Raw genomic sequence first — 25,266 nt, 5'->3', positions numbered from 1 at the left:
CCCTCACGAATTGGTGGGCTCGAGCTGGATCAGCTCCTGAGCCGCGATCAGGAAGTCGACGCCGACGCGAAGCGAGGCGAACCAGGGATCGATCAGGCCCGGCTCGGACAGGGGACACAGGCCTGCAACGTCCATGAAGCCGTACTCCATGCCGGGACGGGCGATGTCGTCGATCTCCCGGGCGAACTGCTCGACGGGTACAAGCGTCAGAGGCGGCAGGGACGAGCAATCCTCGGCACCGGGCATGTACTCGTAGATTTCCTGCCCGACGAAGTGCCAGGCGTTCCGCTCGGGCTGCAGCCGGCGCACTGCCCGGTGGGCGGCGCGTAGCTTGGCGAGCGCCCGCCTCAGGTGGGCGGGTAGCTCCTTGGAGCGGCCCGCGTTCGAGGCGAGCATCCACGCGGGACGTCGCGCGTTCAGCGCTGACGGAAGGATGTTCTCGTCGACCTCGTCGGGGTCGACGCCGTGCATCTCGATTTGGCACTGGCGGGCAGCCTCGTCGGTCGCCTCGCCCTCCCAATAGTAAAGCGATATCTCGTCGAAGAGATCTTGATAGGCGAAGACCGGCAGGGCGCAGCCGAGCGTGTTTTCGAGCGCGTTATACGCGGCTGCGCGCCACGGTATCGGAGCCTCGCTCGTTTCGATCCAGCCAAGCTCCAGCTGCCCGAGACTCTCGCAGGTCACGACCGCGGCGGGCGGGCGGTCCTCTTGAGCAGCAAGGATCACGACCCGCAGGTCGGCCATCGTCACCGGCTCGAGAGCCTCGAGCACGGTGTTCTGGAACACCTGTTCGATGTGGATTCGGGCTTCCCGACGCGTGAAGCGTTTCGCTGCGGGCGTCATCGAGGTGACCCAGCGGCCAAGCAGCTTGTGGTGCGATCCGAGCGGCGCGTCGAACACGGTCGGCACGTTGTCCGAGAGCGTGACAGCGCGGCCGGCGAGGTCAGCCGAGCGGGGCGAGGCGGAGGCCAGGAGGGGCTTGGATGGGCTCCGACGCGTGAGCGCCGTCCCCATGCGGGGCGAGGAGGATCCGCTCATGGAGCGCCTGGGCCTGTTTGCTGCAGGCGGGGACGGTCGTGCCAGTTGTGTCGCCATCGTCGTTCTCGATCCATTCGAGGAGCGTCTTGCGCGGCGGGGACGGGATGCGCTTGGGCGTCCGTTGGGGCATGTCAGCCCTTCGTGCCGACGGCGCGGCGGTACTCGATCACGTGAGCGGTGCCCGACACCCCGCCGTCGACCGTCTCGGCGTTCAAGATCGCGGGGTAGAGCGTCGCATGATAGGCGCGCAGGTTCGCGGGATCGTCCGCGAGATGGGGCGGAACCGGAAGGTCGATGCCGTCATAGCGGTACGTCCGGGTGAGATGCGTGATCTGCATGGTAGCCTCCAGGCGGTTGGCGTGATGATGGAGTGGCTCAGTCCCAGAGGCTGGCGGGCTCGTCGGCAGTGGCGTCGGCCGGGGGCGTTGTGGAGCTCGGCACCCGAGCAGGCGGTGCCGGCGGCGCCTTGGGCGCGGTCGCGGCTTTGGCCTTCGCGGTCTCGGCCGCTGCGGTCCGCGCTTCCTCGGCTGCAGCCCGCTGCTCGGCCATCTGGTCGGCGAGCGTCTTGCGGGAGGCAATGAGCTGGGCGAGCGCGCCGTCCGGGCCCTTGGCCAGCTCGGCGTCGATCTCGGACGCGGTCCCAGTCAACGAGATCGGCCGAACCTCGGCGCTATCGAGGCTCTGTTTCGCCCCCTCAGCCTTGCGGGGGATGATGGTGAGCGTGACCGTTTCGTCGGGTCCGGCGACGAGGTCGAACCCCAGCGAATATCGCGCGAGGAGCGGAAGAAGGCTGACGATCAGCATGGTGGGATCCTTTCAGAGAGGCTCGTTGCAGGTCAGGCGGCGATGGCCGCGAGTTCCGGCGTCGGATCGAGGGTCGGCAGCGAGGGCGGGCCGAAGGTGCCGTCGAGGGTCATCGCGCTCGGAAGGCGGCCACTCCACTCGAAGCCGGTGGCGTTCAGCATACCGGCGATCAGGTCGACCTTCTTGGCGGCGAGTAGCTTCGCGAAGGCCTTGTCGCCGATGTGCGCGATTAGGCCGCACTCCTGGGCGATGAACCTCAGCTCGTCCTTGGTGAAGCGGTCGAGGAAGGCCTTGTCGACATGCCAGGAGTCTCGCAGGTTGATCGCGAAAGCGCGGGCCAGATCCGCCACGTGGGCGAAGCTCGCGACGTCCTTGGCGTAGGCTGCACCGATCGCTGCGAGCACGTTGCTCGCCTGGGCTTCCGGTAGCGCCTCGATCTCGATGAGCTTGGCGCTGAAGCCGAGGTCTGGGAAGCCGGGACCGACCAATAGTGCCGCTCGCGCCGTCAGCGTGCTTCCCTTGATTTGCGACAGGGTGCCCGACATCGCCGCCACCAGAATGGTGCTGCGCGCCTTGCCAGCGTCGGCAGCGAGCGTTCGCGCCAGCGCCTTGCGCCAGGTCGCCTCGCGAAGGTCGGTCGTGCGTGCGGCAATCGACTTAGCCGTCACGCTGGACTTCGTCGCGGTCGAGCCGACACGAGCGGGCGCGGCGGGTGTCGATGGCGGAGGCGCAACCGGCAGAGTCGGCGAGCTGCCGAGCAGGGTGGCCGGTTCCGGCGGTGCCATGGGGCCGTCTTCGTCGTCTGTGGCATCGACGTCATGCGAGCCATCCTCGTCGACCGCGGCGCTGGCCATCGCCTCTGCAGCAACGCGGACGGCTTCGGCAGCATCGGTCTTGAGCTGGAAACAGCCGGGGTTCGTACAGTGGCCGTCGTCGACATGGGTCTCGAACAGCGCGCGTTGCGTGCCGGAGTTGAACGGGCAGGTCGTGCACTCACCCTTGTCAAAGGCGGCAGCGGCGAGGCTCTGAGTGACACGCATCAGCAGTTCGCGCGTTTTCGCCACGTGGAGGCCGGAGGCGAGGATGGTCGCGAGGGCTCGATCCTGCTTGTCAGCCGGAACCGCGGCAAGCAGCTCGGCGTGACCGACCTTGATCCTGCGATCGTCCAGCGCTGCCTTCACCGTCGTGGAAAGGCTCGCCAGCGCGAGGCGTCGATCGAGCTTCGCCCTCGACCAGCCAAGGCGGCGGGCTGCTTCGGCGTGCTCGCCATTACACGCGGCAAGGATGCGGACCGCGGCGTCGGCCTGCTCGGTCTCGGAAGCGTCGTCGCGAACGTCGTTCTCGTCGATCGCAGCCTCGAGCGCCTCCTGATCCGACATCTCGCGAACGACCGCCGGGATCTCGCCGGAATCGCCGAAGGCTTCCAGCGCGGCCCGGTAGCGGCGCTCGCCCGCGACGATCGCAAAGCGACCGGGATCGTTCGGCGCGGGACGAAGAAGGATCGGCTGCAGCACGCCACGAAGGCGGATCGAGGCGACGAGATCCTCGTGCTTGCGGCGGTCGAAATAGCGACGCGGATTGTCGCCCTTCGTGATGTTGGCGAGGGCCATCGTGGTGGAAGTGGTCGGATTGGGCGCGGTCAAGGCGGGTCTCCTTGTGGGAAGTGGAAGGCCGGCGGGTCGTGGCCACGCCCTTCCTGCGGCGAGCCTGCTCATCACCCTCCCCCTTCTCTCCACAGGCCCGAAGGGCGGCTCGTTTGGAGAAGCCCGCGTCGAAGCGGACCGTCCTGATGGCGGGAGGTTCGTCCGGAACGGATCAGATCGGCGCTGGCCGGTGCGCTCGCTCATCAAGCGTTATGAACGTGGCGGTAGGCGACCGGCGATGACGGTCAGCGATGAACCTGGCCACACGCGCAGCGACAAGATGCGCTGCGTCAGCCGAAGCCGGCTGAAAGGTGCGGCTGTCGTCGCGTTGATCGTCGCCTTCTGGGGCGCGCTATTCGCCCTCTGGGTCAGGTACGTGGTCTAGCCGACCGAAAGGCCGCGGGCGACGCGCCAGATCAGGACGTCCAGATCTTCGTCGAGTCCCGGGACGCGCGCGCGGCTGCCGTTCTGCTTGAATGTGTCACCGGACGGCCGCGCAAGGCCGGCAAGGTTCGCCGGAAAGTCGCGCCACAGAACGTCTATGGCTTGGTCATAGAGCTCTGCCGATATCTCTCGGCTCGTGAAGGTGTATTTGGCGCCTCCGAAGGTCTCGCACCAAGCGTTGTGGCGATCGGCCTCGTAGATGTCTTCCATGCCGTTGAACCGGCCGCGTTGGAATCGCTCGACGATGGGCTTCACGGCGTCGTCCGAGGGTCCGTCGGTCCAGGCTACTCGGAAGCACCCATAGCCATCCTTGCGGACAGAGAAGCGACAGCGGGGAAACGCTTGCTTCAGCATCCGGCGAACGTTCCGGATCGCGAGCGCGCCGCTCGTGTCGCTGCCCTGTTCCAGGTGAGCATAGGCTGGGTCGGAAGCGAGCTGCTCGAGCGCTGCGCGATGCGCCGTCTCGGCCCGCTCGGCGGCGTCAGCAGCCTGTGCTTTGGAGAGCGCAGCGTGCGCCAACGCAGACGCGATCTCCTCCTCCGTCGCGATCTCGTCCAGAATGCTCCACTGAACGCCGCGAACGATTGCCTCCGGCACCGCCCTGCTGATGCTTCCACGGTCGAAGACGACGTCGACCGTCGCTCGCCCGCCAGTCGCGATCACGCCAGCGATGGAGCGGACCGAGCCGGCATCGGGCGTGCCGTTGACGGCGAAGACAATGCCCGTGCCATGGGTGTGAAGGGCGCAACGGACGCGCCGGCCGCGCGCGAGAGTGAGGGAAGATGCTGCTCGGATCATGCGAACCTCCTTGGTTTCGCACGCTTCCGCCTCTCTCCTCTCCTGACAGCTTGGGTCGCCTCAGGGGCTCAGGCGTCGACCTCGATCAGTTCCCCCCTTGGCGTCTCAACCTGGTGGTACATCGGCCCGTCATACGGCTTTACCAGGGCGCTCGCAGTGGCGGTGTCGCCGTCGAGCCAGGTGAGAAGGTCGCAGGGTCTCAGGATCACCGGCATCGCCTTCGGGTGCCAAGGCCTTACTATGTCATTGGGCTCCGTCGTGCCGAAGGCGAATGCGTTGCCGCGCTCCGTTGGGCGCCAAAGGCCGGCGAAGAAGCCGATGGGCTGGTCGGGGAGTGAGAACCACATCTGTTTCGGAAGTCCGTCGTCGCCCTTTCCTCCGTCGGGGTGCGGCTCCGCGAAGTGGGTGAACGGGACGATGCACCGTCGTTCCGGGCTGTTCAGCGATGGTTTCCACATGCCCGACGCGAGATTCCTCGCGTTTGTCACGTACTTGGCGAGTTTCACCTCGGGGTTGCGCTTGCTCGCGATCTTGGTCGGGAAGCCCCATTCCATGAGGACCATTTCGAGCGGCCGGTTGCCGGTGGCGGAGCGTCGAACAACCGGACCATAACGCGCCGTCTTCGTGCCGGTCGGGAAGATCTCGCGCGTGGGCGGAAAGACCTCGTCCGGCGCGTAGGGCGGCTCGAAGCCGCAAGCACGCATGACGGCCGCCTGCTTTGCGGAAATCCGATAGCGATTACACATGACCGACCAAGATTGACGCCTTCAAGCAGCCGACGATCTATCGGAAAGCTGGAGGCCGAGGAGAACGGCACCGATTGTGCCAAGCACGCTGGTGATGATCCACGCTGCGGTGAGGCCATCGTTCATGACGACGGACATGCTCCCGAGCGCCGCCAAAGCCGAGATGAGGCCGATGCCTGTGCGGCCGAAGCCAAGTCCGAAGACGCAGCCGAACACGCCTAAGCACCCGCCCAGCATCGTGAGCACGACCAGCTTCTGGTAGACCTGCGGCAGGTGCGAAAATCCCAGCATGGCAGCGGCAATTGCGACTGCTGCTAGAACGACTGCGAAGAAGACGCGCCAGTCGCGCTTCGGCGTCTTTTCGTGTCGGTGAGTGCCGGAAACAGCGCGGGTGGCGACTTGCTTCTGCAACATGGATCGTCTCCTCTTTATGGTGCTAGCACGGCGAACCGCCGTGGTCACCACGGCTTGTGGTAAGGCGGTCGGAACAGGAGCGGCCGTCAGCCGGTCGTCTCACGAATGAAAATCGTTTCATCATCACCGTTGTCGTGAACCATTACGGAGGTGCCCTGGTGGGCCGCGGCGATGGCCTCAGCTCGCGGCCAATCGCCGTACTCGACCGACATTCGGGTCATATCCGCCTCCGCAGCGGCCTATTCGGGTGATCCTTGATAATCGTGTCGAACGAGAGTGATAGGTGAACCGTCTGGACAGGCATGGTCGCCTCCGATCTGGTGATGAAGTCATCGGTGAAGAGGCCGGGTATCGGCGTCACGCAGCAGCCGCGTAGAGGTCGGCCGCCCACCCCTCGACCCAAGCTGTCGTAACCTCGTCGTGATCGAGATCGCCGGACTCGATCAGGTCGCGGATTTCCCGCCGCGCCTGGGCGATCGCCGCCTCCCAGCTGTCGGTGACCACTCGGGCCGGCGGCGAGAGCGGTAGTTCGCATTGGATCGTCGTCGCGGCAGAGCGGGCTCGATGGATCTGGGCTGCCGTCCAAGCCTCAAGATGATCGGCGACCATCTCGTTTGTCTTCGAAGCGCCGCGTTTGCGCGCTTCCTGACGGGCAGCGATCCCGTAAGCCTGGCTGTCGATGCTTGCGATCCGATGTTCGAGCCCTTTGAGGTAGCTGAGGCTCGTACCCTTCACTCCGAACCCATGAAGCCTCACCCCTGGTGGCAGGATCCGGTCGAGATACTCGAACACGGCGATTAGGCCCTCCGGGCCGGCTACGGCGCGTCGACACATGCTTCCAACGCCGATGATCGCACCGGGGACCATCGACAAGGCCAGAGCATCGCACACACGCTCGTAATCGACAGGTGCGCGACCTTGGATCACCGGCATGAACCGGTCCGCGATGCCCAGATTCTCGGCGCGCGCGCGGCACTCCCGGTTCGTTCGTATGGTGCGCGAGAGCCGGTCGAGCACCTCCTCCCGGTCGCGGGCGATTTCCTGCTCGACGCAGTAATCAAGGCTTGCGATCCGCCTGAACGGGTAGCTCGCCGCCAGCATCATGTACGCGTCGACCGTCCAAGGTATTCCGCCATAGCGTGAGGCGCAGACAAACCCCCCGCTATCGAGGTCGAGGCTCCGGAGACCGACGGCATTCTGGAGCGGCCCGGTCTTCCATCCGAGCCACTCGGGCCAGCCTTTGCGGCGATCCCAGCGTGAAAGGCAGTTTGCGGAGATGAGCGCTGGAACCTGGAGCCGACGCGCGCGCTGGAGGATTGGGCCTTCGCTCAGATGAGGAAGGCCAACGACGATCTCGATTGGCATGGTCGAACCTTCAGAAGAGAAGAGCCCCTTGGCGGGCGGGCTCCTGCAGGCCACAGGTTCCGAGAGGACATGCGCCGTAGGCGCCTTGTCGGTCGGCGAGGAGATCGCGCGATGCGTGGAGACCAACGAACGGGCCGGAATGGCCGCTGGGACGTCGGCAGCGGACGCCGATCGGGGCGGCGCAGTCGGGGCAACGCACCTCGAGGACGGGGTCTCGCGGCCAAGAGCGCTCGCAGCCCGGCTTCGCGCACACAGCCGGCCCCTTCGCTACCTGGAGCATCGGGCATTCCCTGGTTGGCTCGCGCCACCCGACACCTCCGCGAGGTCTGGGCGGCGACGATGCGGCGGTTCAGATGATGACGTATCGCGCCATGTGCTCCCAGCAGAGCGCCAGGGCGTCATCGATGGTGAGAACGGTGCCGATCTCGCAGGCAATGTACCGGCAGCGGCCGAGGCGGAGCTCGTGCGCCGTCACGTCGATCACGTCGCCTTTCGGGAAGTCCGGACCTCGATGATCGTTGAAGAGCGCGGGGTAGAAGGTCAGCTTGTACGGGTAGTAGAGCCCGACCCGTCGGTCGCGAGGCGCTCGGATAGTTCGCTCCGTCGCGAGCTGCTGAAGGAGCTGGTCCGCGTCGGCCGCGCTCTGAGGATAGGCCTGCCGCAGGTTAGCTAGGAAGATCGCTTCAGCCGGCGACCCGAAGCTGTCGATCCGCTGCCGCTCCAGGCTGACGATCACGCGGCAGACCGCTTCGTTACGGCAGGAGTGTTTGGTCTCGATTACGCGCGACGCCGCGTCGTAGAGAACGGGAGCGAGGAAGCCGACGTCCATCCACTTCGCCAGGCCATTCTCGATCGCCTCGACATAGGCGCAAGCGATTTCATCCTCGGGATCGTAGCGGGCCTGAAGCTCCGCATAATTGCCGAAGTCATGCCGGCAGACTGCGCTCTCAAGCTTGACCCCCGATGGTGGAGATCCCCAGCGCGCGATGATCGCGGCGCGGTAGATCGCGACCTCCAGCCCGTTATACCGCTCGAACTGCGGCGTTCGCCCGACCTGCGCACACTCCTCTTCCGCCGGCGCGCTGCCGATGTACGCGATCTCTGTGCTGGCCATGGACTTGCTCCGGTCTGAGGTGTTTCTCCTCAGCCAGCTTCCCCCTTACCTCCCGCGCCTCTGGCGCGGCGGGCCGGCAACATATGAAAAGCGCCCCGCCAAGGGCATGGCGGAGCGCGGTTCGTCTCTGGGGGGGGGTAACCCAGATGTGGTTAAGAAAGCCTGACCGTTTGCGGGGTTCCCGCTTTAGGCCGCGAGCGCCGGCGTGGTGTCGCTTTTGCGAGGTCGCATAACCACGACGCTGCGAACCTTCTGCCGCTTACGGCCGAGGCTATCGATGGCGGGTTGGTCCTCGATGATATCGCGCAGCTCGACACGGTATTCCGGTATCCGGTCCTCCGCCTCGATCTCCTTGAGCGTGTTCTTGAGCTTCTTGATGGTAGCGCTCGACCCGATCTTCTGGGCGAAGCGCTCGATCGGCATCTCGTGCTCGTCCTCGCGAGCATAGCAGTGCGCGAGTTCATAGAGCCGGCGTTCGTACAGGCTCAGCCGGAAGTAGTCGTCGTGATACTGATAGATCTCGCGGTCTCTCGTGATCGCGCGATAAAGCCACTCGCAGAGGATGACCTTGACGAACTCCAATTGATCCGAGCCATCGGGCATTCGCCGGGTGGTCGACACCGCTTCCGAGAACCAGGAGAACCAGCCCTTGCTGCCGGCGTTGCCGGTCCGGATGTTCGTCTTGATCTGGGTGCCCTGCAGCCGACCCAGCGCTTCTTGAAAGCGGTCGTAATCTCGCTTCGATGGACGCGACACGCCGGTTGCCCGGAAGAAGTCGTGGGCCGCAAAGACGACTGTATTGTCGACCCGCTCCCCGCGCCGATGGCGAGCGTTGATGTGCGAGATCGCGTAAAGAACGATTTCCTTGTCGTACATCGTCGCGATTCCGCCACCGCTAGGCCGGATCTCGATGCTGATGCCCTCAATCTCATAGTGCTGCGGCTCGGTCTGCGGCTTCTTAGCAAGTGAGAAGAGCGGGTAGTCCATGATGCTGCGCTCACCCCTGACCTTGCCCTGGAGCGGGCTATCTAGGTCGAGCAGGTTGAGTTGTGCATTATCGGTTGTGGTGACCGCGCCCATGGCATTCCTCGCATGTCGACGATTGCGGTTATAGCCCGAAGCTGGCCTCTCGGGGAGGGTCGAGACGACAGGGTTCCTAAAAGCACGAAGATTCGTGGCCTTACGGGGCAAAGTCGGCCTGCTCCCCACCGGGAGAGGCCCTCCACTGCGCAGTTTTTGCGCAGGCTCGTGCTTTTAGGAACCGTACCCCACACACGGTCCTAACCCGTAGAAATCAGCCACTTTGGCAGCGTCGCTGGCCTGCGCGCGCCGTCTGCAGGATGGCGGCCCGTTCCTGGCGTTCGACGCTCGAGGTTGGCGCTTTGAGGAAATTTCCGCCGACGCGCAGACAGGGTTCCCAAAAGCACGAGGGATTTCGGCCGTTTTCCGTGCGGAATGGCGGTATCGCGAGGGCTGGAGCGCTTCCCGACGCGCAGAAACTGCTCGTCGCTCGTGCTTTTAGGAACCCTATCGCAGGGAGCGCCGGCCGTGTCCGCGTCACTGCGACGCGTTCGGGCGGCGAGCTTCCGTGGCGCGGCGGAGCAAGCGATTCGCGATCAATCCGATGCTTCCTTCGGGAGCGCCGGCGGCAAGCGCGCGCATACCGTCGCTTCGTGCCTGGTCCTTCAGACCGAACATGGTCTTGCCTAGCCGGAGTTCGGCATTCGTCGCCTTCTTGGTCATACCGCGCAGATACGCGCCGGGCTGTAAGACCTCGCCGGCTCGGTACTTCTCGAGGGTCGCGATCACCGCGGCCGCTGCTCCGCGCTGCCCCATGACGCGACAGGCCTCACGCCATGCCGATGAAGCGATCCGGTGCTGGCCGCTCAGGCGCTCGGCCAAGGCGATGACGTTGCCCCACGTCGTTGGCGCGTAATCGAGCGACTGAAGCAGTTCGGGTGCGGCCTCCCGAATGAACGCCGGATCGACACCGTGCTTCTCGAGGTCGCTTTCCACTTCGGTCTGAGGGTGGGCGAGGCGGACGTCGTAATCTCCACTACTCTTCATCGCCAAGCCGTTACTGTAATCTGCGGTAGCAGATTGGAGTTGGTTTGTAGTTGTAGAGAGGGTGTCATTCAGGTCGTCCGGCCATGAACTTTCATTCAAAACTGGACTCATCATCTGTGCGGCTAGAGGCTCCTGAAGGGCAGTCTCGAGAGCGCGACGGCGCTCCTCAAGTTGCTCAACGCAAGCTTCAATCATCGGGATGTCTCGGCTGCCTCTGATCCGATCGGCCGCCATGCGTGCCAGCGCGATCTCGTCCTCCGGTCTGAACCCGCGATACGCCAGATCGAGCGCAGTCTGCGCTATCGAACGAATGCCGCGTCGGGCCGAAGCTAGGCGTCGGGCGAGCTCGTCAATGCGCTTGTCGTCGGCAGCGCCTCGGGCTGCGACTTCGAGGAACTCGCGATACCGGGCTCCCAGCGGGCTGAGGATGATCCCGTAGGCCCAGACGATGTTACCATTGCGGTCGCGGTGACCGCCGCGGTTGCCGTTGGGGCTGTCGCGGAAGGTGACGAGGCCGAGCTCTTGCGCCTTGTTGAGGATCTTCTGAACCTGGCGAACCGAGATGCCGAGCAAGTGCGACAGCTTGTCGTTGCGCGGCCAGACGGTCGGAACGTGCCCTGCGCGCCAGTCCTGCGGCATCGACCAGCTGAACATCAGGTCAATCACCTGAACAACGCGATTGGGAAAGCCGAGGTAGACGGCGGCCCTTTTCATCGCAGAAAGGACGTGCGCCGGCGTGGTGTCCTTCTCCAGGCCGGAGAACTGGTCAGCAACTGCCAACGCGGCGGCGTTATGCTGATCGAAGCGGCGCAGGCCCGCCCCTGGGCGTTGGGCGCAAGCGGTCATTCGGTTCTCCCTGACAGGAGCCCGTGCGGACAAACAAGGCGGTGGCGCGAACCAGCGCGCGGTGGCGTTGCGATGTCGGGAGAAGCCGGCTAAGGAAGAGTTGCTACACGCGTCCTAGTGGCGTCTCGGAAAGCCCGGCCTAGTGTCGGGCTTTTCTTGTTTGCACGGGCTCCTCTTTGCTTTGGTTCTACCGGCCGGGCGGACGGCAGCGAGGCGCTGATCGCGCGCAAGTCTCGCGGGGACCGAGGTTAACGGCAGCGCACATGGCCGTCGCCCGGCTAGTTTCGTGCTTTTGGGAACCCTGTGCTACTTTTGTTCGTGCTTTTGGGAACCCTGTCCGAGGGCGGCTCGTGCTTTAAGGAACCGTGTCTCACGAGGGGCACGTGCTTTTGGGAACCCGATGCGATCGAACATTCGTGCTTTTAGGAACCCTGCCACGCTCGGAGTCGAGGGTAGCTCCGATTCGGCTTCGTGCTTTTGGGAACCCTGTGCAGCGCCGATGTCGAGGTCGCGCGTGCTCGTCGTGCTTTTAGGAACCCTGTCCTGCTGTCGTGGCTGCCGCTGCGCCCCACCGGCGCCACGTGTTTTTGGGGACCCTGTCGGTGCAGCGAGGTCGTCGTGCTATTGCGTGCGGCGTCATGCCATCATGCCGCGACCCGCTGGTCGACTGTGTCGGCGTCGTTGGCGGGCTCGGAGTGCTCCTCGTCCTCGTCCGCGCCCGATGGCCCTCTACCGCTGAACGCCAAGAGGTAGGAGGCGGCTTCGTCAGCCTTCGAGGCAAGCGTCAACAACGCCCGGCTGTCGGCTTTAAGGATGCGGAGCCAGCCGGCGATATAGCTCGCGTGGTTCTCCAGTTGGTCCACCGGCAGGCCCAGTTCCGAGCCGAGGATGGCGGCGGTAAGTTCAGCAACCAACTCTTCCGCTGCGTACTTGTCGTCGCCGAAGCGCTTGCCGAACTCGCGAGCGAGGCGGTTCTCAGCGCCGCTCCAATGGGCGTGTTCGTGTCCGAGCGTAGCGGCGAAATGTTCGTAACTGTCGAAGGTGTCGGGCTCCGGCATCTGGATGTAGTCGAGACCTGGGGTATAGTATGCTTCGCTGCCGCCGTAACGAACGACGGACGGGATCGCGTCGAAGAAGGACTTCAGCTCGGCGAGGCGGGCGGGGGACTGCTCGACTTTCTCGAGCTGGATCGGGCGCGGAAAAAAGCGGTCGGGCAGGCCATCGATCTGAGAGGCGTTGAAGACCGGGTAGCTTTTGAGGACGCGGCGTCCCTCGACGCGCTCTTCGCCGGTGGCGCCGTCCTCGACCTTCTTTCCGTAAGCCTTGTAGAAGACCGCGATCGTCGAGCGTTCGCCGCGCCGAACCTGCCCGCCAAGCGCGTTCGCCTGGCGGTAAGTCATCCAATAGGGGGAGGTGAAGCCCCGAATGTCGGCGATCAAGGTCAGCCAGAACGTGTTTAACCCGCGATACGGCGTCCCGCACGAGCGGAGCGGACGCTGGGATGCCGCGCCCGTCCAAGGGCGTCGCCACGGCCGTGTGCCAGCCTCCAGTCGTGCGACGATCGCGTCAGTGATAACCTGGGCGGGGCTCGGTACGTCGGTCCGGGGGACGTAGCGCTGGGGTTTCCGCATCGGACGGCTCCATCATCCAGTGCCGCTCCATTGCGGCAGCTCGCCTATCCCCTCCCCCTTCCCTCTCGGACGACCTTGCCCCTCCGACCGATCAGGCCGCTTGCTGAACCGCGTCGATGCCCATCATGGCTGCGATCACGGCCTCGGCGCGGTCCACGGGAACAAAAAGGCGGGTTCGGAAGGCGACGATTTCCGAGAAGCAGCCTTGTGACTTCCAGAGGCCAAGCCGGTGAGGCGGGAAGTCCTTCACCTCGATCCGCTGCTGACCGTTCACCACCGAGAGCGCGAGCTTCGCACCGTCAAGAGCTTTGGGGGCGATACCGCTGCGCGTCCGAGCGGCCGCGGCGATCTCGGCGACCGATAGGTCGATCGACACGTCGACCCCGAGCTGCTCGGCGAGGTTGTCGACCTCGCGTGCAGCGATGATACGACCGAGCATCGATGCGCCCGTGCGGTCGGTGACGCGCCAGACCCGCATGGAGCCGCCCGACAGCTTGTTCCACACCGGAAGGAGCAGGCCGGTCGCGAGATGGATGGTTTCAACGTCGAGTTGCGTCAGCGCTTCCTCGACCTCATCGGTCCACAGGCGCTCGAAGGTGGTGTCATCGACCGTCGCCCAGTGACTCTCGGCGAGGCGATCCGCCGTCGTCCGCTGGTTGCCGACAGGCCGGATGAGCTCAAACGTCTGCACGACCGAGCCATCGTCCTCCATGAAGGAGTAGGAGGGCACCTTGAAGGCGACCTTCCCAGAGCGCCCGTTCAGGAGGCATTCGCCCTCGCTTGCATTGCCCCACCCGTCCTTGAGCCGCTGCAGGCTCAGCGTGCGCTTGCGTTGCTGGAGTTTGAGGCTGACCAGTTTGGTCTCGGCGCCGGTGTGAGGGTCCACCCGCAGAGTATGCTCCGCCAGCACCTCCATGGACTCCGCGACGATCGTCTCGACACCGACGTCCAGAGTTCCTGCTTCTCGGGCCGCATCGATGCGTTTCTCGATCAAGCCAAGGTACTCGTCGAAGATGGCATCCTGGACGCCGATCCGCAGTGCCAACAGGCGGTTGAGCCAGCGCTGGATCGGCGGCAGGTCGTCCAGCAGCGCCCCGCTGTCCTTCTCCGTCAATTTCAGCGCCGTCATCCGGCAGAAGTCGGCGAGCGAGATGCTCTTCAGCTTCCCGCCGTGGAGAAGGTGATACCACTGGATGAGCGCCTCGCGGGCATAATCGCTTTCGAGGTTGTCGGCTGGATTGAAGAGGTTCTGGCCACCTGTCTGGCGCTGGCCGCGCGTGAGCGCGCCGAGGCTGTCGAGGCGGCGGGCGATCGTGCTGATGAAGCGTCGCTCTCCCCGGCAGTTCGTCGTACAGGGTCGGAAGACCGGCGCCGTCGCCTGGTTGGTGCGGTTGGAGCGGCCGAGACCCTGGATCGCCTCGGCTGCCTTCCAACCCGGCTCTAGAAGGAAGTGGATCCGCCGGAACGACGCGCTCTTGCTGTCCTTGTCCGCGTGGTAGCTTCGGCCGGTGCCGCCCGCATCCGAGAAGGCGAGGATGCGCTTGGTGCCGTCCATGAAGGCTGCGGTCTCGCCAAGGTTGGTCTTGGCCCCTCGCGTCTCCAGCTTCTGCTCGTCGCGATCGTTCCAGACGAGGCGTCGCGTGCGGCCCGTCACCTCGGCGACCATCTTCGTCCCGAAATGACGGATGATCTCGTCGAGGGCGGACCCGACCGCCGGCATTGCGCAGAGGCGTTCCAGCAAAGCATCGCGGGCCGCAAGCGCTTCCTGGCAATGAACAGGGCGCCCGTCCGCGTCTACCATCGGTTCTGAGCGGGGGTTCCCCTCGCCGTCCGTGAACACCTGCATCATGCGGGTCGGGAAGGCGTTCTGGAGGTAATCGCAGACATACTCTCGGGGCGACAACTCGATGTCGAGATTTGCGCGCTCCTCGGCTGACAGGTCGGCCAGCCTGCGCCCGAGCATCGCCTCGGCGGTCGTCACAAGCTGGATGACGACGGCGTTCCCCTCGCGAACTTCCTTCTCGATCTCCCGGATGAGCGTCGGCAGTTTCATCGAGATCAGGAGCTGGCCGAAGAAGCGCTGCTTGCTGCTCTCGAAGCGGCTGAGGGCCGACGACTTGGCGTTGCTGTTGAGAGCGCCGCCCTCGATCGGGTCGACGATGTTGGTCGCCGCCAGGGCGGCTTCCAGGTTGGTGTGAATGATCTCCCATGCGTCCGCATAGGCGTCGTAGATCTCGATTTGGGGGGCCGTGAGGCTATGCTCCAGCATGTCGTACTCGACGCCGGCGAAGGAGAGTGCCCGCGCCGTGTATAGACCCTGGGCCTTGAGATCGCGCGCGACCAGCTCCATCGCGGCGATACCGCCGTCGGTCATCTCGCTCATGAAGGTCTCGCGCGTCTGAAAGGCGGTGCCGTCACCCCACAAGCCGAGGCGGCTTGCATAGCAAAGGTTGGCAACGTCGGTCGCGCCGGTCGCTGAGACGTAGAGAACGCGAGCGCGGGGAAGGAAGTTCTGCAGTCGGACGCCGGCGAGCCCTTGTTCCGATCCCTTCTGGGTGCCGAACTTGGTCTCGGTCCCGGCTGCATTCGCCATGGCATGCGCCTCGTCGAAGACGATCATGCCCTCATGATCCTCACCGAGCCACCGGAGGATCTGCTGCAAGCGGGATGCTGCATCGTGCCGCTGCGACCGCAGGGTGGCATAGGTCACGAACAGGATGCCGTCGTTCATGGCGATCGTCGTCCCGAGTGGGAAGGCGTCGAGCGGCTGGATGTCGAGTGGAAGGCCACCGAGCGCAGACCAGTCGCGTCGAGCATCCTCAAGAAGCGCGGTCGTCTTGGACACCCACAGCGCCTTTCGGCGGCCTTGCGTCCACTGGTCGAGGATGATGGCGGCGACCTGTCGCCCCTTCCCTGCCCCAGTCCCGTCGCCGAGGAAGAAGCCTTGTCGGTACGACCGCCCGTCTTCGTGGCTCATGAGCAGCGTGCCTGGCTCGTTCGGCTTGAACTTACCGGCCAGGTCGCGGGAGAAGGCCTGCCCCGCATAGATCACGGTTTCAAGCTGCGCGTCGGAGAGAGCGTCTCGCGCCCGAGGTGGGAGAACCGGTCGGTAGGTGGGCGCTGGAGGGAGGATCGACGCCATGGCGATGGATTCGACCAAGGGCGTCGGATGCGGTGCCGCGCCCTCGATGGCGATCCGGGCGACGCGGTATGGCACGTAGATCCCGGTCGGATCCTCTGCGGGGCGCGGTTCCGAGAGAGCGGCATAGGCCAACGCCTTCGGTGTTTGGTCCTCGGTTCGCAGGACTTGTGGCGCGAGTGCCCTTGGTGCCACAGCTCGGCCGAGCAGGCCGCCGGATCGGGGAGCGACGCGGATCGGGAGCGACGGCCTGACGGGTTGAGCGGCGGACGGTGGGGAAAGCCGGGCGCAGGAGGCAGCGAGGGCGAGCCCCTCCTCGATATCCTCGATGGCGTGGTGCTCGCAGGGTCCGACGTAACCCTTGTCGAAAATCAGGACACGCACATCAACGCCGGTGCCGTGCTTGGCATACGCATTCCCCGTGATGAGGAGGTCGAGGCGTGGCGGGACGATTTTCAACACCGCTGCATAGCCGTCGCGGCCGCTGCGCGCGCTCGAGAACCATGCGGGCATGATGGCGACGCAGCGGCCGTAGCTTGCCAGTCGGAGGAGCGCGGATCGTAGGTGGCGGGCGCCCGCGTGTGCATCGTTGCCGCGCGATTCCGACCGGCTGAACGGCGGGTTCATCAGGACGACGTTGGGGCGGACCCCCGGCTCCAGCAGGTCGTGGATGAACTCCGCGTCGTGGCGAGTCGTGGGTCGATCAAACAGCGCGGAGAGGATGCCGGCACGCTTCGGATCAATCTCGTTCAGGTGGAGCGTCGCACCGGTGGCGGCAAGCCAGGCGGCGAGCATCCCGGTGCCTGCCGAAGGCTCCAGAACCGTATCGCCCGCGGTGGCGTGGGTGGCGGTGGCCGCCAGGCACGCAATCGGCATCGGGGTCGAAAACTGCTGACGTGCGACCTGCTCCTCGGAGCGATAGCTCTGGGTAGGAATGTGCGCGAGCATCTCGTGGACGCGCTGGAGCCTCGCTGCTGTGCTGTCGAAGGCCTCGTCACGCGCGAGCGCCGACACCACCAGGACCTGAGCGCCTTCCAGAGCGTCGTATGCGTCTCGCATCGACCAGGCTCCCGTCGCGTCGGTGGCGCCGAACAGGTCGGTCATCGTCTGCGCGAGCGCGGTGCGGGAGATCGACTCTCCGGCGAGCAGGCGGGGAGCTAGCTGCTTTGCAGCAAGGGTGAGCATAGACGACAGGTCGCGTGCTGGGTCCGCGGCGGCGAACAGGTCGGCGATGACGCTGGGCATGGGGTTCTCCGTCCTTGGGCGTGATCGCCCTTCGCCCTCCCCTTCCCTCTCTCATCCGGACGGTCCGGGGTCTGGATTGCGCAAAAAGAGGGCCGCGGCGCGCCGCGACCCCAGGTCGGAGAACAAGGTCAAGCCGCGACGACATCAGGCTCGATCGCGGCGGTGTCGAGGTCGGCATCCGGGGAGAAGTCCACCTGAGCCGGGTCCTGGCCGGTGGTGGAGCCGACGACGGGAGCGCCAAGGGCCATCGCCGGCGGCACCCACGCGAGGAGCGCCGGCCGGATCTCCGCCTCGACGATGGTCTCGCCCCGGAAGAGCTTCTCGGCCGACGCCGCGAGATCCGTCTTCTTCGACGCTCCGTAGCGGTTGCGTAGCTCTGCGCCTCCGACCTCCTCGATCGCCGCGAGCGTCATCGTCTTGGAGATCCGGTCGAAGTAGTTTTCGGCCGTGGGACGCCACCATGCCGCAACGTTGATGTCGAGGCTGCTGCCGAGATGGTCGACGAAGCTGCTGCCAGGTTTGCCGGTCTCCACCGGGCGCAACGTGCGAGCCACGGTCCAGCCGAGCCAGGCCGCCTTGGCATCGTCGTCCAGGCATCGGAACGCATCGAAGCGCGCTTCGGGCGTCGCCAGATCATGCCACGACCTGTCCAGAGCGTCGGTGAGCTGGTCCCATGCCGCGGCGGCTTGGCTGGCGCTCCTGAAGTCGGCGGCCCCGGTCTGGGGTACGCTCGCGCGCAACTCGCTTGGCAAGTCCGGCCCCGCTCCGCCGAAGTTCTGCTCGGCCAAGGCGCGGTCGGCCATGATGAAGACACCGAGGTCGAGCGCGAAGTGCGGGTCGTTCGCGACATGGACGGCGATGAGTTCCGTCTTTTGGATCGCGAGCTCGATGGCGAGGCGTTGCGTTAGGCCGCTCTTCTCCTCGGGCTCGCTCTGGACGGGGCCTTGCGGGGTGACCGTCTCGGCCGCGATCGTGGGCGCCGGCGCCGGCGCCGGCATCGGCGACGAAGTCGGTGCGACTGTAGCCGTGTCGAGGGTGGGCGTGGATGCGATCTCGCTCGCCTCACCGGCCTTAGCCGATTCCTTCGGCAGTGGCTCGGCGTAAACGTCCTGATGCAGATACACCTGTCCGCCGTCGGGGAAGACGAAGGCGATCGCGCGGCTCTTCTGTTCCGGCGTCAGGATCGGCAGCGGGTTGGTCAGCGTCTGGTGCTCGGCCTGAAGGCCGTCGAGCTTCACCTTCTCGTCCTCGGAGAGGTTCGCCCCGTCATCTTCCTCGGCGCGGGTCGCGAGGGCGGCAATAACCGGTTCGATCTCGGCCAGGCGCGCGATCTGCTCGTCTGTCGGCGCCGGGATCTCGCCTTGCAGAACGTCGAGGCCTCTGGCTGCGGCGTAGACCGCGTGGTGCGTCTCGACGATCCGCACGCTCGTATAGCCGTGAGTGGCAGCAACCTCGTCGGCGACGGCCTGCAGCTTCTCCCGGCCGAGCTGGTCGACGATGGCCCTGTCGAGCCAGGTCTCGTGGGCAGCGTCGGTGAACAGGTCGCCGACCACGCGGCCGCCAGCGGCCTCGTAATCCGCTCGGGAAATGAGGCGGACCGCATCGCTCGCGCCCGAATAGCCGGCTTCCAGCACCGCGCGCCGGATCGTGTTCGGGTGGGTGTTCGCGGGATACGAGCCGAAAACCCGCGTCTGCTGCTCCGTGTCGGTGGTGGCGGCATAGGCCATCGCCACGTCGAGCGTGATCTGGTTGTCCTTCAGGGCGGTGAAGACGATATCAGCGAGATTTGCCAGTCGGAGCCTTCCAAGGACGAACCGCTCGGTCTTCCCAATACGCTTGGCGATGTCGGAGGGCTGCTTGCCCTCAGCCTCGATCATGTGGCGGAACGCCATGCACTCGTCGGCCGGGTGCATGTTGAGCTTGTGGAAGTTCTCGGCGAGGCTGGTCTCCGTCGCTTCGGCCCGATCGGTTAGGACAAGGACGGCGACCTCGAAGTCGAACGGCAGATCGCCCGCCTCGATCGCGGCGTGGACTTGGCTGAGGCGTCGACCGCCGGCGATCACCTCATAACGCCCCTTCTTGCGCGGAACCGGGAGCGCGATCAGGTTCTCGAGCAGGCCCCGGGCGACGATGCTGGCGCGCAGCTCGCGGTCCGCGTCGGGATCGGATGTCTTCCGGACGTTCAGTGGCGACACGCTCAACATCGAGGCCGCGATCATGATGATGGACATAAGGGTTCTCCGAGTGAGGAGGCCTCACCCCGATGGCGAAGCCCGAGAGACCGCGCCGTCCTTTCCTCAGGATCTACGCCGGCTCACTCGCTTCCTTCCCCCTTCCCTCCCCTGCCCGTGCTGCTCGCCGGCGAAAGGCGTCTGGCCGTAGCCGTTCGAGCAGGACGTCGTTCCAGTCGCCTCGGATCGGCATCTCGGTGTCGATCATCAGGCCGGGACGAGCGTGTGCGTCTCGCGCCTGTGCGGCGGCACGCTCGCCTCCTTTCCCCGCGTCCGGGAACAGAACGAGGTGGCGAACGCTGGCCGGGATCTGGACCAACGGAAATCGCTCTGTACCGAGAACCGCCCAAACGGGAATCCCGAAGAGGTGATGGGCGGCGATCGCCGTCTCAATGCCCTCGGCAATGCCGAGTTCGTCGGTGGCCGGGTACAGCCTGACCGCCCCGGTTCCATACGCGCCGAGGCCCATCTTGGCTTTCGGGAGGTCGTTCGCTTTCGCGGGACGCGCGGGGTCGAGGAAGGTTCGCTGGATCGCTCGGAAACCGCGATCGTCGCGGACTGCTGCGATCACAGCCGGTCGGAAGGTCACCTTCCCTTTTGGGCCGCACGGTGTCGCCGAGAGGTAGCGAAGCTGGTCGCGTGGCGGGTTGAGCCCCCTCTCCTGCAGATATCGGAGCGCCGGCGTCGCGGCGAGCGGACGTGCTCGATCCCAGATCTCGAGAGCTTTCGCCGCGCGCCACTGACTGTCGCTCGGATCGTCGGCAGTCGGTGGTCGCGACAGGATGTGTGTTTCACTCAGAACGCGCTTGTCGCGAATAGCCCGGATGATGTCGGAGCCGTCGCATCCAGCGAAGCACTTGAAGAGCAGGCTCGAGCTTCCGACCCGGACTGAAAGGCTAGGTTCCCTGTCGTCGTGCGCAGGGCATCGACACATGGCACCCTGCGACCGCCACGTGCCGCCTAGATTGTGAACGAGTTGCGCCGCCTGGGCCTCGAGGTCGGAGCGGGTTGTGCTGATGGTCTGGACTGGCATTTCCGCCTCCTTTGCGAAGCCTCCCTTCCCTCTTTCCTCCGGCCGAGTATCGTCTTGGGGTCGGACAGAGTATAGTCTGTAAGGATCGCCCATCGTGCAAGCATGACCATGGTACCATGCGGTAGGCTACCAACGGCAGGCCTAGCCTACCAAGGCGATTACATCCCCTTGCCAGCCTACAGACCGCGAGCCATGGCGCGCACTTCCCCCACCCGAGTACGCCCCGCCAGCAAGTGCGCGCCATGACACTGCCAGGCGAGACTTGCGATGGCGCGCGGTGGCAGCTATGCCCATCGCGGGCCGAGCGTTGCCTAGCGGTGAATTGGCTCGTCCTGTCGGTGCCCCGCTAGGCAGGTCGGGCGGGGCGAGGTCGTGCATTGCCACCGGCTGCCGACGCAGCACTCGTCATCGCTGGCGGTGCGGTCGGATGACTTGGCCGGCGCACGCAACGCACTGCGGCCGAAGAAGGGGAAGATTGATGCCTGTGATAAGTTTCGCGAGCCCCAAGGGCGGGGTAGGGAAGAGCACCTCAGCTCTCCTGCTCGCCACCGGGCTCACCGCGGCAGGAGCCTCCGTGACCGTGATCGACGGAGATCCCAACAGGACGGTTGAAGGCTGGGCGACGAGCGCGGAACATCCTGGCTTCAAGTGGCTTCGCCTGCCGAGCGATGACGAGATCATCGACGCGATCGAGGAGGCGGCCGAGAAGACGCAGTTCGTGATCGTCGACCTCGAAGGTACGGCCAACCTCGCCATGGCCCGCGCGATCTCACGGACGGACCTGGTGATCATCCCGCTGCAGGCGTCGCCGGTCGACGCCCGTCAGGCGAGCCGTGCGATCAAGATGGTCATGGCTCAGGCCAAGGAGCTGCGCCGCGACATCTCGTACCGGATGCTGTTCACGCGGGTTAATCCCGCGATCGCGACGCGAGACGAGAAGGAGATCCGGTCGCAGTTCCAGGAGGCATCGATCCCGGCGCTGAAGGTGGCGCTCAACGAGCGGGCGGCCTTCCGCGCGATGTTTACGCATTACCAGTCGCTCTGGGACCTCCATGACGAGGCCGTGAACGGGCTCGGGAAGGCCAAGGCGAATGCGACCGAGTTCGTCAGGGAAGTCACCCAGACGATCCGCGATCTTCGGGCAGCAGGGCAGGGGCAGGCGGCATGAGCAAGGTTGATCTTGGGCTTGGCAATCTCGACGATATCACGCCTTCCGCTCCATCGTCGTCGTCACGACGTCGCGAGGACGTTCGCGAGGAACGCGCCGCGATCGACGCGGTCGGCCGCGAGCACGGCTTCACGAAGCCATCGCAGCCGCCCCTGAAGCTCGGCCGCCGGAAGAACCCCCACGCTGGGGAGCCGATGCACCAGATCAGCATGAAGGGCCCGGCGAGCGTGATGAGCAGGTTCATCGAGCTCTGCGACCGCGAGAACGCCCCGTATTGGCAAGTCATCGAGAACTTGATGGACCGGACTGAAGAAAAGTGATCGCGCGACCAGAATAAAGTCGATCAGGCTTGCCAAGTCGGGATTGGATGGCTCACTATTCCAACTCGGCACCCCCATGAGGCTCGCGCAAGCGCCTCCGAACTCGGCGTGCCGCTCCAACGGAGATCGGCCATGAAGAGGGCAGGGGGGATCGCGATCTTGGCAGCCGCGCTGGGCGCCCAAGGCGCGAGCGCGCAGCAGGTCAAGGTCGCTGTGTTCGGCAAAACGCAGCCGGCGGTTCTGACACAACGAAACGGTGCCGCCGTAACGAGTGGCTCGGAGTTCACTCTCTATGAGCTGAACGTATGGAAGTCACAGACCGCCGTGCAGGCGCCAGAGCCAGCGGCTGAGGCGGAGCCTCTACCGGTCGCTATGACTGCGCAGCAGCCCGCCTCCGAGGCTACCGTGCTGCCGGTGATGGCGGCCGCGTTCTCCGACCTCGCTCGGCCGCAGGTGCCGGTGCGTCAGCTCGCGGATGCGCCCTGTGGCGGACCGATCTCGATCGCACCGCTGCGATCGTCGATCTCGGCCTCGACTTACATGGCACGGCGAACCTTCTATCCGCTCGTCCGCGAGGCCGAATGCAGGTACGGTCTACCGACCGGCCTCATGGATTCCGTCGTGATCCAGGAGTCGCGCTATAATCCCATGATCGTGAGTCCGAAGGGGGCAGGGGGGCTTAGCCAGCTCATGCCCCTCACTGCGCTTGGGCTCGGCGTGACGAACCGCTTCGATCCTCGCGCAAACGTCAACGGAGGCGCGCGCTACCTGCGCCAGCTCCTCGACAAGTTCGGATCGGTCCCACTCGCACTCGCGGCCTACAACGCCGGTCCAGGCAGCGTGATGAAGGCACGTGGCATTCCGCAGAATCGGGAGACGCCGACCTATGTACGTAACGTCCTGAGCTACTGGCGCGAGCCAGTCGGCATCTTTCAGAACCCGACGAGCGAAGCGCACCGCATGGCGGTGATGCTCGGCTTCATGACCAACTAAGGGTCGCCCCGAACCAGGTGACGATCGCAAGCGTGACAGGCGTAGAAAGGAAATAGCGCCTCTGCCATCTCCACCAGATCTTCGGCGCGAAAAGGATGACACTGCGCGGGGAGCGAAGATCGACCGTCGTCCAAATGCGCTCGCGATAGAGTTCGTAGCCGACGGTGCTTACGGAGAGGGCCATAGCGATCACGCAGCACGCCGCGGTAGCGGCGTAAACCGCCAGCCAGTTCTGCAGCTCAAGGGGCGTGAATTGGTTCATGCTCCGATTCTCTACCGCGAAATGCAGTATGAGCCGTAAACGCGCGAAAAGCGAAAAGGCCGCCAGCGCGGCTTGACAAGGTCAGGAGGCTGTGGGCCGACTGCTCCCGACGGGCCTTCCGCGGCGAGCGCCGGGCCGCACCTGACGCGATAGCTGATGAATGGCGGTATCGAAGGCGACCAGCAGCGCTGGGTTATTGCCGTCCTCGGCCTCGTCCATGCTCTCGATCACGTTCAGGGTAGCCTGCAGGCTCAGCCGAGCCAGCGTGCGCTGGCCCTCGGACTTCAGTCCACGTCCGCCGCTGAACAGCAGGATCGCGAGCGCTGCGCTTTCGCCGATCGCGTCGTAGATGAGGTGGGCCATGTCCATGGTGACGTTTTTCGTCTTGCCATTCTTCAGCCTGCTCAGCAGCGATCGATCGAGATGCGTCGCGGCCGCGATGTACTCGAGTGAGTAGTGGGTTGTCTTCAACACCCTGGAAAGATCGGCTTTCAGGTGATTGTTCAACGACGCTTCAGCCAGCACCGCGCCCTCCCTAAGACCCGTGGGACCACCCTGACGGCCCTATAAGATCTTATATCGCGATGCAATCATAAGCGCGATCCGGGGAGCACCGCAAGATAGCTGAACATGGCGATAACGATGGCGTCCAGGCTGGTGTACGACCCCCCGAAACGCTCTGCCAGGGCCTGTCTTGCGAGGGAAAATGCTGCTTGTTCGTCCTCTGTGAGGCTGACGGACACCGCCTTCGTTCCGCGCCAGTCCGTGCTTTTATAGAGACGAACGACCTGCTCAAGCCTCTGATCGTCGGGAACTTTCAAGATTTCCACGCAACGGGCCGCGCACTTTCGCAGGCTGATGAACTCGCCGGCCTCCCGGCTCATCCGCATAATCGCTAGCGATCCAAGGTCGATGAAGAGGTCTGACACTCGGTGCGTCGAGACCGACTTGATCGCCCTGGTTCCGCCTCTTGCTCCCTCTGCCACGTCGCCCCTCTCTCGCGAAAGCGAGCCTCTTAGCAGGGGTGTGGGGCGAGAGTCTCTTGCGCACCTTCTGCGCAGCGCTGCGCAAAAACCGCGCAAGTTCTCTTTGGCCGCCGCGAGGCGCTCTGCGCAGTTTTTGCCTACTACCGAGCAGCTTTTGAGTAGAGCGCGCAGGTTCTGCGCAGCCCTGCGTAGAAAGTGACTATTTTACTTCTTGGCAGCTTTTCGGCTTTTCAAGTGATCGCGCCCGGTGGGATGATTGGAGCGTCAGCTAAACCCGGCTGACGTTCGTCTCGAAGGGCTCAACATCATGAGGACTGCTTCGTTCCTGGCGCGTCGCAAGGCGCTCTTCACCAAGGAGAGCGCCGCGCGTGCGCTCGACTACGCACTGCCCGTCGCCATCGTCGCCTTCTTCGGCGCCGAGGTCGCAATGGCCGGTGCCGATACGACGTTCGATACCGCTCTGACGAAGTTCACGGACTTCCTCGAGGGCTCGGGCGGCAAGATCATCACCGTGCTGTCGCTCGCCGGCGGCGTGGTGGGTCTCGCGTCCGGCCGGTTCTCGATGGGCCAGATCGCGATCCCCGTCGGCGTGGGCGTCGGTGCCGGCACCGGCATTCCGATCGTCACGTCCACCGTCACGGCGACGATCTAAGCCGTCGCAATCGGGGGGCAGGGGTCAGCCATGTTCGATCGGTACTCCATTCCAAGGCACCTGGACGCGCCGCAGCTCATCGGGCTGTGGACCATCGACGAGTTCCTTGGAATGTTCATCCCCTTCGTCTGGGGGATCCTGACGCAGCATATCTTTATCGGCTTGTTTCTCGCCGTTGGTGCCTGGTTCGGACTTCGTAAAGCAAAGGCCGGTCGCGCATCCTCGTTCGTCATGCACGCCACGTACTGGTACATGCCAGCGTCGTTCGTCGGACTGAAGCTGACCCCTCCTTCCCACTGTCGCCTGCTGGCGGGCTGAGAGGGGACC

At 65.0% G+C, this 25,266-nt stretch carries 24 protein-coding genes; 6 read left to right on the top strand and 18 right to left on the bottom strand.

Translation table 11 applies throughout. The features are described from left to right. Window positions 1-3 precede the first annotated feature (3 nt). From B7L05_RS15900 to B7L05_RS15885, 4 genes are all read right to left on the bottom strand, one after another. Window positions 4-900, bottom strand: coding sequence for a hypothetical protein (locus B7L05_RS15900; RefSeq protein ID WP_256926802.1), 897 nt, complete (start codon window positions 898-900; stop codon window positions 4-6). 269 nt (window positions 901-1,169) lie between these two features. Then, entirely contained in the window at window positions 1,170-1,376 is a 207-nt protein-coding gene (locus B7L05_RS15895; protein ID WP_085811277.1) for a PRTRC system protein C, read from the bottom strand. Window positions 1,377-1,413: 37 nt separating this feature from the next. Beyond that, a complete protein-coding gene (locus B7L05_RS15890) occupies window positions 1,414-1,842 on the bottom strand; it encodes a PRTRC system protein E (RefSeq protein ID WP_085811276.1) in 429 nt (142 codons plus the stop codon). Window positions 1,843-1,874: 32 nt separating this feature from the next. Further along, window positions 1,875-3,485, bottom strand: a complete 1,611-nt coding sequence (locus tag B7L05_RS15885; RefSeq protein WP_085811275.1) for a PRTRC system ParB family protein — start codon at window positions 3,483-3,485, stop codon at window positions 1,875-1,877. Window positions 3,486-3,723: 238 nt separating this feature from the next. Between B7L05_RS15885 and B7L05_RS17540 the strand changes: the two genes are divergently transcribed. After that, window positions 3,724-3,870: a hypothetical protein gene (locus tag B7L05_RS17540; RefSeq protein WP_179187249.1), complete on the top strand. Its 147-nt coding sequence runs from the start codon at window positions 3,724-3,726 to the stop codon at window positions 3,868-3,870. Here the strand turns inward: B7L05_RS17540 and B7L05_RS15880 are convergent. The 11 genes from B7L05_RS15880 to B7L05_RS15830 form a co-directional block, all read right to left on the bottom strand. Further along, window positions 3,867-4,727 (bottom strand): LPD29 domain-containing protein, encoded by an 861-nt coding sequence (locus B7L05_RS15880; protein WP_085811274.1) that lies wholly within the window; start codon window positions 4,725-4,727, stop codon window positions 3,867-3,869. The two genes, B7L05_RS17540 and B7L05_RS15880, sit on opposite strands and share 4 nt — an antisense overlap. Before the next feature lie 68 nt (window positions 4,728-4,795). Continuing rightward, window positions 4,796-5,473, bottom strand: coding sequence for an SOS response-associated peptidase (locus B7L05_RS15875; protein WP_085811273.1), 678 nt, complete (start codon window positions 5,471-5,473; stop codon window positions 4,796-4,798). Between the two features lie 21 nt (window positions 5,474-5,494). Continuing rightward, window positions 5,495-5,887 (bottom strand): hypothetical protein, encoded by a 393-nt coding sequence (locus B7L05_RS15870; RefSeq protein ID WP_085811272.1) that lies wholly within the window; start codon window positions 5,885-5,887, stop codon window positions 5,495-5,497. Between the two features lie 357 nt (window positions 5,888-6,244). After that, a complete protein-coding gene (locus B7L05_RS15865; protein WP_085811271.1) occupies window positions 6,245-7,252 on the bottom strand; it encodes a hypothetical protein in 1,008 nt (335 codons plus the stop codon). A gap of 349 nt (window positions 7,253-7,601) precedes the next feature. Then, a complete protein-coding gene (locus B7L05_RS15860; RefSeq protein WP_085811270.1) occupies window positions 7,602-8,366 on the bottom strand; it encodes a hypothetical protein in 765 nt (254 codons plus the stop codon). Window positions 8,367-8,552: 186 nt separating this feature from the next. Next, the gene (locus B7L05_RS15855; protein ID WP_085811269.1) at window positions 8,553-9,446 is read right to left on the bottom strand and encodes a replication initiator protein A; all 894 of its coding nucleotides are present in this window, start codon (window positions 9,444-9,446) and stop codon (window positions 8,553-8,555) included. A gap of 477 nt (window positions 9,447-9,923) precedes the next feature. After that, on the bottom strand, window positions 9,924-11,279 hold the full coding sequence (repC, locus tag B7L05_RS15850; protein ID WP_085811268.1) for a plasmid replication protein RepC: 1,356 nt from the start codon (window positions 11,277-11,279) through the stop codon (window positions 9,924-9,926). A gap of 644 nt (window positions 11,280-11,923) precedes the next feature. Continuing rightward, entirely contained in the window at window positions 11,924-12,910 is a 987-nt protein-coding gene (locus B7L05_RS15845; protein ID WP_085811267.1) for an ArdC family protein, read from the bottom strand. A gap of 91 nt (window positions 12,911-13,001) precedes the next feature. Further along, the gene (locus B7L05_RS15840) at window positions 13,002-17,294 is read right to left on the bottom strand and encodes a strawberry notch-like NTP hydrolase domain-containing protein (RefSeq protein ID WP_085811266.1); all 4,293 of its coding nucleotides are present in this window, start codon (window positions 17,292-17,294) and stop codon (window positions 13,002-13,004) included. Window positions 17,295-17,422: 128 nt separating this feature from the next. Beyond that, a complete protein-coding gene (locus B7L05_RS15835) occupies window positions 17,423-19,525 on the bottom strand; it encodes a ParB/RepB/Spo0J family partition protein (RefSeq protein ID WP_085811265.1) in 2,103 nt (700 codons plus the stop codon). 73 nt (window positions 19,526-19,598) lie between these two features. Beyond that, on the bottom strand, window positions 19,599-20,558 hold the full coding sequence (locus B7L05_RS15830) for a toprim domain-containing protein (protein WP_085811264.1): 960 nt from the start codon (window positions 20,556-20,558) through the stop codon (window positions 19,599-19,601). A 286-nt stretch (window positions 20,559-20,844) separates the two neighbouring features. On the opposite strand from B7L05_RS15830, the gene B7L05_RS15825 reads away from it, so the two are divergent. The 3 genes from B7L05_RS15825 to B7L05_RS17850 all read left to right on the top strand — a co-directional run bounded on the left by B7L05_RS15825 (window position 20,845) and on the right by B7L05_RS17850 (window position 23,039). Beyond that, entirely contained in the window at window positions 20,845-21,726 is an 882-nt protein-coding gene (locus tag B7L05_RS15825) for a ParA family protein (protein ID WP_144037336.1), read from the top strand. Continuing rightward, window positions 21,723-22,046, top strand: coding sequence for a hypothetical protein (locus tag B7L05_RS15820; RefSeq protein ID WP_085811262.1), 324 nt, complete (start codon window positions 21,723-21,725; stop codon window positions 22,044-22,046). The genes B7L05_RS15825 and B7L05_RS15820 overlap by 4 nt, the downstream gene beginning before the upstream one ends. A 159-nt stretch (window positions 22,047-22,205) precedes the next feature. Next, the gene (locus B7L05_RS17850; RefSeq protein WP_307718272.1) at window positions 22,206-23,039 is read left to right on the top strand and encodes a lytic transglycosylase domain-containing protein; all 834 of its coding nucleotides are present in this window, start codon (window positions 22,206-22,208) and stop codon (window positions 23,037-23,039) included. Here B7L05_RS17850 and B7L05_RS15810 read toward each other — a convergent pair. The 3 genes from B7L05_RS15810 to B7L05_RS15800 all read right to left on the bottom strand — a co-directional run bounded on the left by B7L05_RS15810 (window position 23,026) and on the right by B7L05_RS15800 (window position 24,185). After that, the gene (locus tag B7L05_RS15810) at window positions 23,026-23,301 is read right to left on the bottom strand and encodes a hypothetical protein (RefSeq protein WP_085811261.1); all 276 of its coding nucleotides are present in this window, start codon (window positions 23,299-23,301) and stop codon (window positions 23,026-23,028) included. The two genes, B7L05_RS17850 and B7L05_RS15810, sit on opposite strands and share 14 nt — an antisense overlap. 81 nt (window positions 23,302-23,382) lie before the next feature. Continuing rightward, entirely contained in the window at window positions 23,383-23,826 is a 444-nt protein-coding gene (locus B7L05_RS15805) for a hypothetical protein (protein ID WP_144037335.1), read from the bottom strand. Between the two features lie 65 nt (window positions 23,827-23,891). After that, window positions 23,892-24,185 carry a hypothetical protein gene (locus B7L05_RS15800; protein ID WP_144037334.1) on the bottom strand — a complete coding sequence of 98 codons (294 nt, stop codon included), beginning with the start codon at window positions 24,183-24,185 and terminating at the stop codon, window positions 23,892-23,894. Window positions 24,186-24,594: 409 nt separating this feature from the next. Between B7L05_RS15800 and B7L05_RS15795 the strand changes: the two genes are divergently transcribed. Together B7L05_RS15795 and traL are read left to right on the top strand one after the other, a co-directional pair. Further along, window positions 24,595-24,939, top strand: a complete 345-nt coding sequence (locus tag B7L05_RS15795) for a TrbC/VirB2 family protein (RefSeq protein ID WP_144037333.1) — start codon at window positions 24,595-24,597, stop codon at window positions 24,937-24,939. A 30-nt stretch (window positions 24,940-24,969) separates the two neighbouring features. After that, window positions 24,970-25,257, top strand: a complete 288-nt coding sequence (gene traL, locus B7L05_RS15790) for a type IV conjugative transfer system protein TraL (protein WP_085811258.1) — start codon at window positions 24,970-24,972, stop codon at window positions 25,255-25,257. Window positions 25,258-25,266: the final 9 nt, after the last annotated feature.

The sequence above is a fragment of the Sphingomonas sp. TZW2008 genome (genome assembly GCF_002117915.1).
In the GTDB taxonomy this organism is placed as follows: domain Bacteria; phylum Pseudomonadota; class Alphaproteobacteria; order Sphingomonadales; family Sphingomonadaceae; genus Sphingomonas.
This window is presented reverse-complemented; position numbering and strand designations above follow the sequence as displayed.

Coding starts and splice junctions, on each gene's coding strand:
- B7L05_RS15810 (WP_085811261.1), bottom strand. CDS start 23,301: ATGAACCAATTCACGCCCCTTGAGCTGCAGAACTGGCTGGCGGTTTAC.
- B7L05_RS15880 (WP_085811274.1), bottom strand. CDS start 4,727: ATGATCCGAGCAGCATCTTCCCTCACTCTCGCGCGCGGCCGGCGCGTC.
- B7L05_RS15860 (WP_085811270.1), bottom strand. CDS start 8,366: ATGGCCAGCACAGAGATCGCGTACATCGGCAGCGCGCCGGCGGAAGAG.
- B7L05_RS15855 (WP_085811269.1), bottom strand. CDS start 9,446: ATGGGCGCGGTCACCACAACCGATAATGCACAACTCAACCTGCTCGAC.
- B7L05_RS15830 (WP_085811264.1), bottom strand. CDS start 20,558: ATGCCAGTCCAGACCATCAGCACAACCCGCTCCGACCTCGAGGCCCAG.
- B7L05_RS15895 (WP_085811277.1), bottom strand. CDS start 1,376: ATGCAGATCACGCATCTCACCCGGACGTACCGCTATGACGGCATCGAC.
- B7L05_RS15835 (WP_085811265.1), bottom strand. CDS start 19,525: ATGTCCATCATCATGATCGCGGCCTCGATGTTGAGCGTGTCGCCACTG.
- B7L05_RS15875 (WP_085811273.1), bottom strand. CDS start 5,473: ATGTGTAATCGCTATCGGATTTCCGCAAAGCAGGCGGCCGTCATGCGT.
- B7L05_RS15845 (WP_085811267.1), bottom strand. CDS start 12,910: ATGCGGAAACCCCAGCGCTACGTCCCCCGGACCGACGTACCGAGCCCC.
- B7L05_RS15840 (WP_085811266.1), bottom strand. CDS start 17,294: ATGCCCAGCGTCATCGCCGACCTGTTCGCCGCCGCGGACCCAGCACGC.
- traL (WP_085811258.1), top strand. CDS start 24,970: ATGTTCGATCGGTACTCCATTCCAAGGCACCTGGACGCGCCGCAGCTC.
- B7L05_RS17540 (WP_179187249.1), top strand. CDS start 3,724: ATGACGGTCAGCGATGAACCTGGCCACACGCGCAGCGACAAGATGCGC.
- B7L05_RS15865 (WP_085811271.1), bottom strand. CDS start 7,252: ATGCCAATCGAGATCGTCGTTGGCCTTCCTCATCTGAGCGAAGGCCCA.
- B7L05_RS15820 (WP_085811262.1), top strand. CDS start 21,723: ATGAGCAAGGTTGATCTTGGGCTTGGCAATCTCGACGATATCACGCCT.
- B7L05_RS15795 (WP_144037333.1), top strand. CDS start 24,595: ATGAGGACTGCTTCGTTCCTGGCGCGTCGCAAGGCGCTCTTCACCAAG.
- repC (WP_085811268.1), bottom strand. CDS start 11,279: ATGACCGCTTGCGCCCAACGCCCAGGGGCGGGCCTGCGCCGCTTCGAT.
- B7L05_RS15825 (WP_144037336.1), top strand. CDS start 20,845: ATGCCCATCGCGGGCCGAGCGTTGCCTAGCGGTGAATTGGCTCGTCCT.
- B7L05_RS15800 (WP_144037334.1), bottom strand. CDS start 24,185: ATGAGCCGGGAGGCCGGCGAGTTCATCAGCCTGCGAAAGTGCGCGGCC.
- B7L05_RS15890 (WP_085811276.1), bottom strand. CDS start 1,842: ATGCTGATCGTCAGCCTTCTTCCGCTCCTCGCGCGATATTCGCTGGGG.
- B7L05_RS15870 (WP_085811272.1), bottom strand. CDS start 5,887: ATGTTGCAGAAGCAAGTCGCCACCCGCGCTGTTTCCGGCACTCACCGA.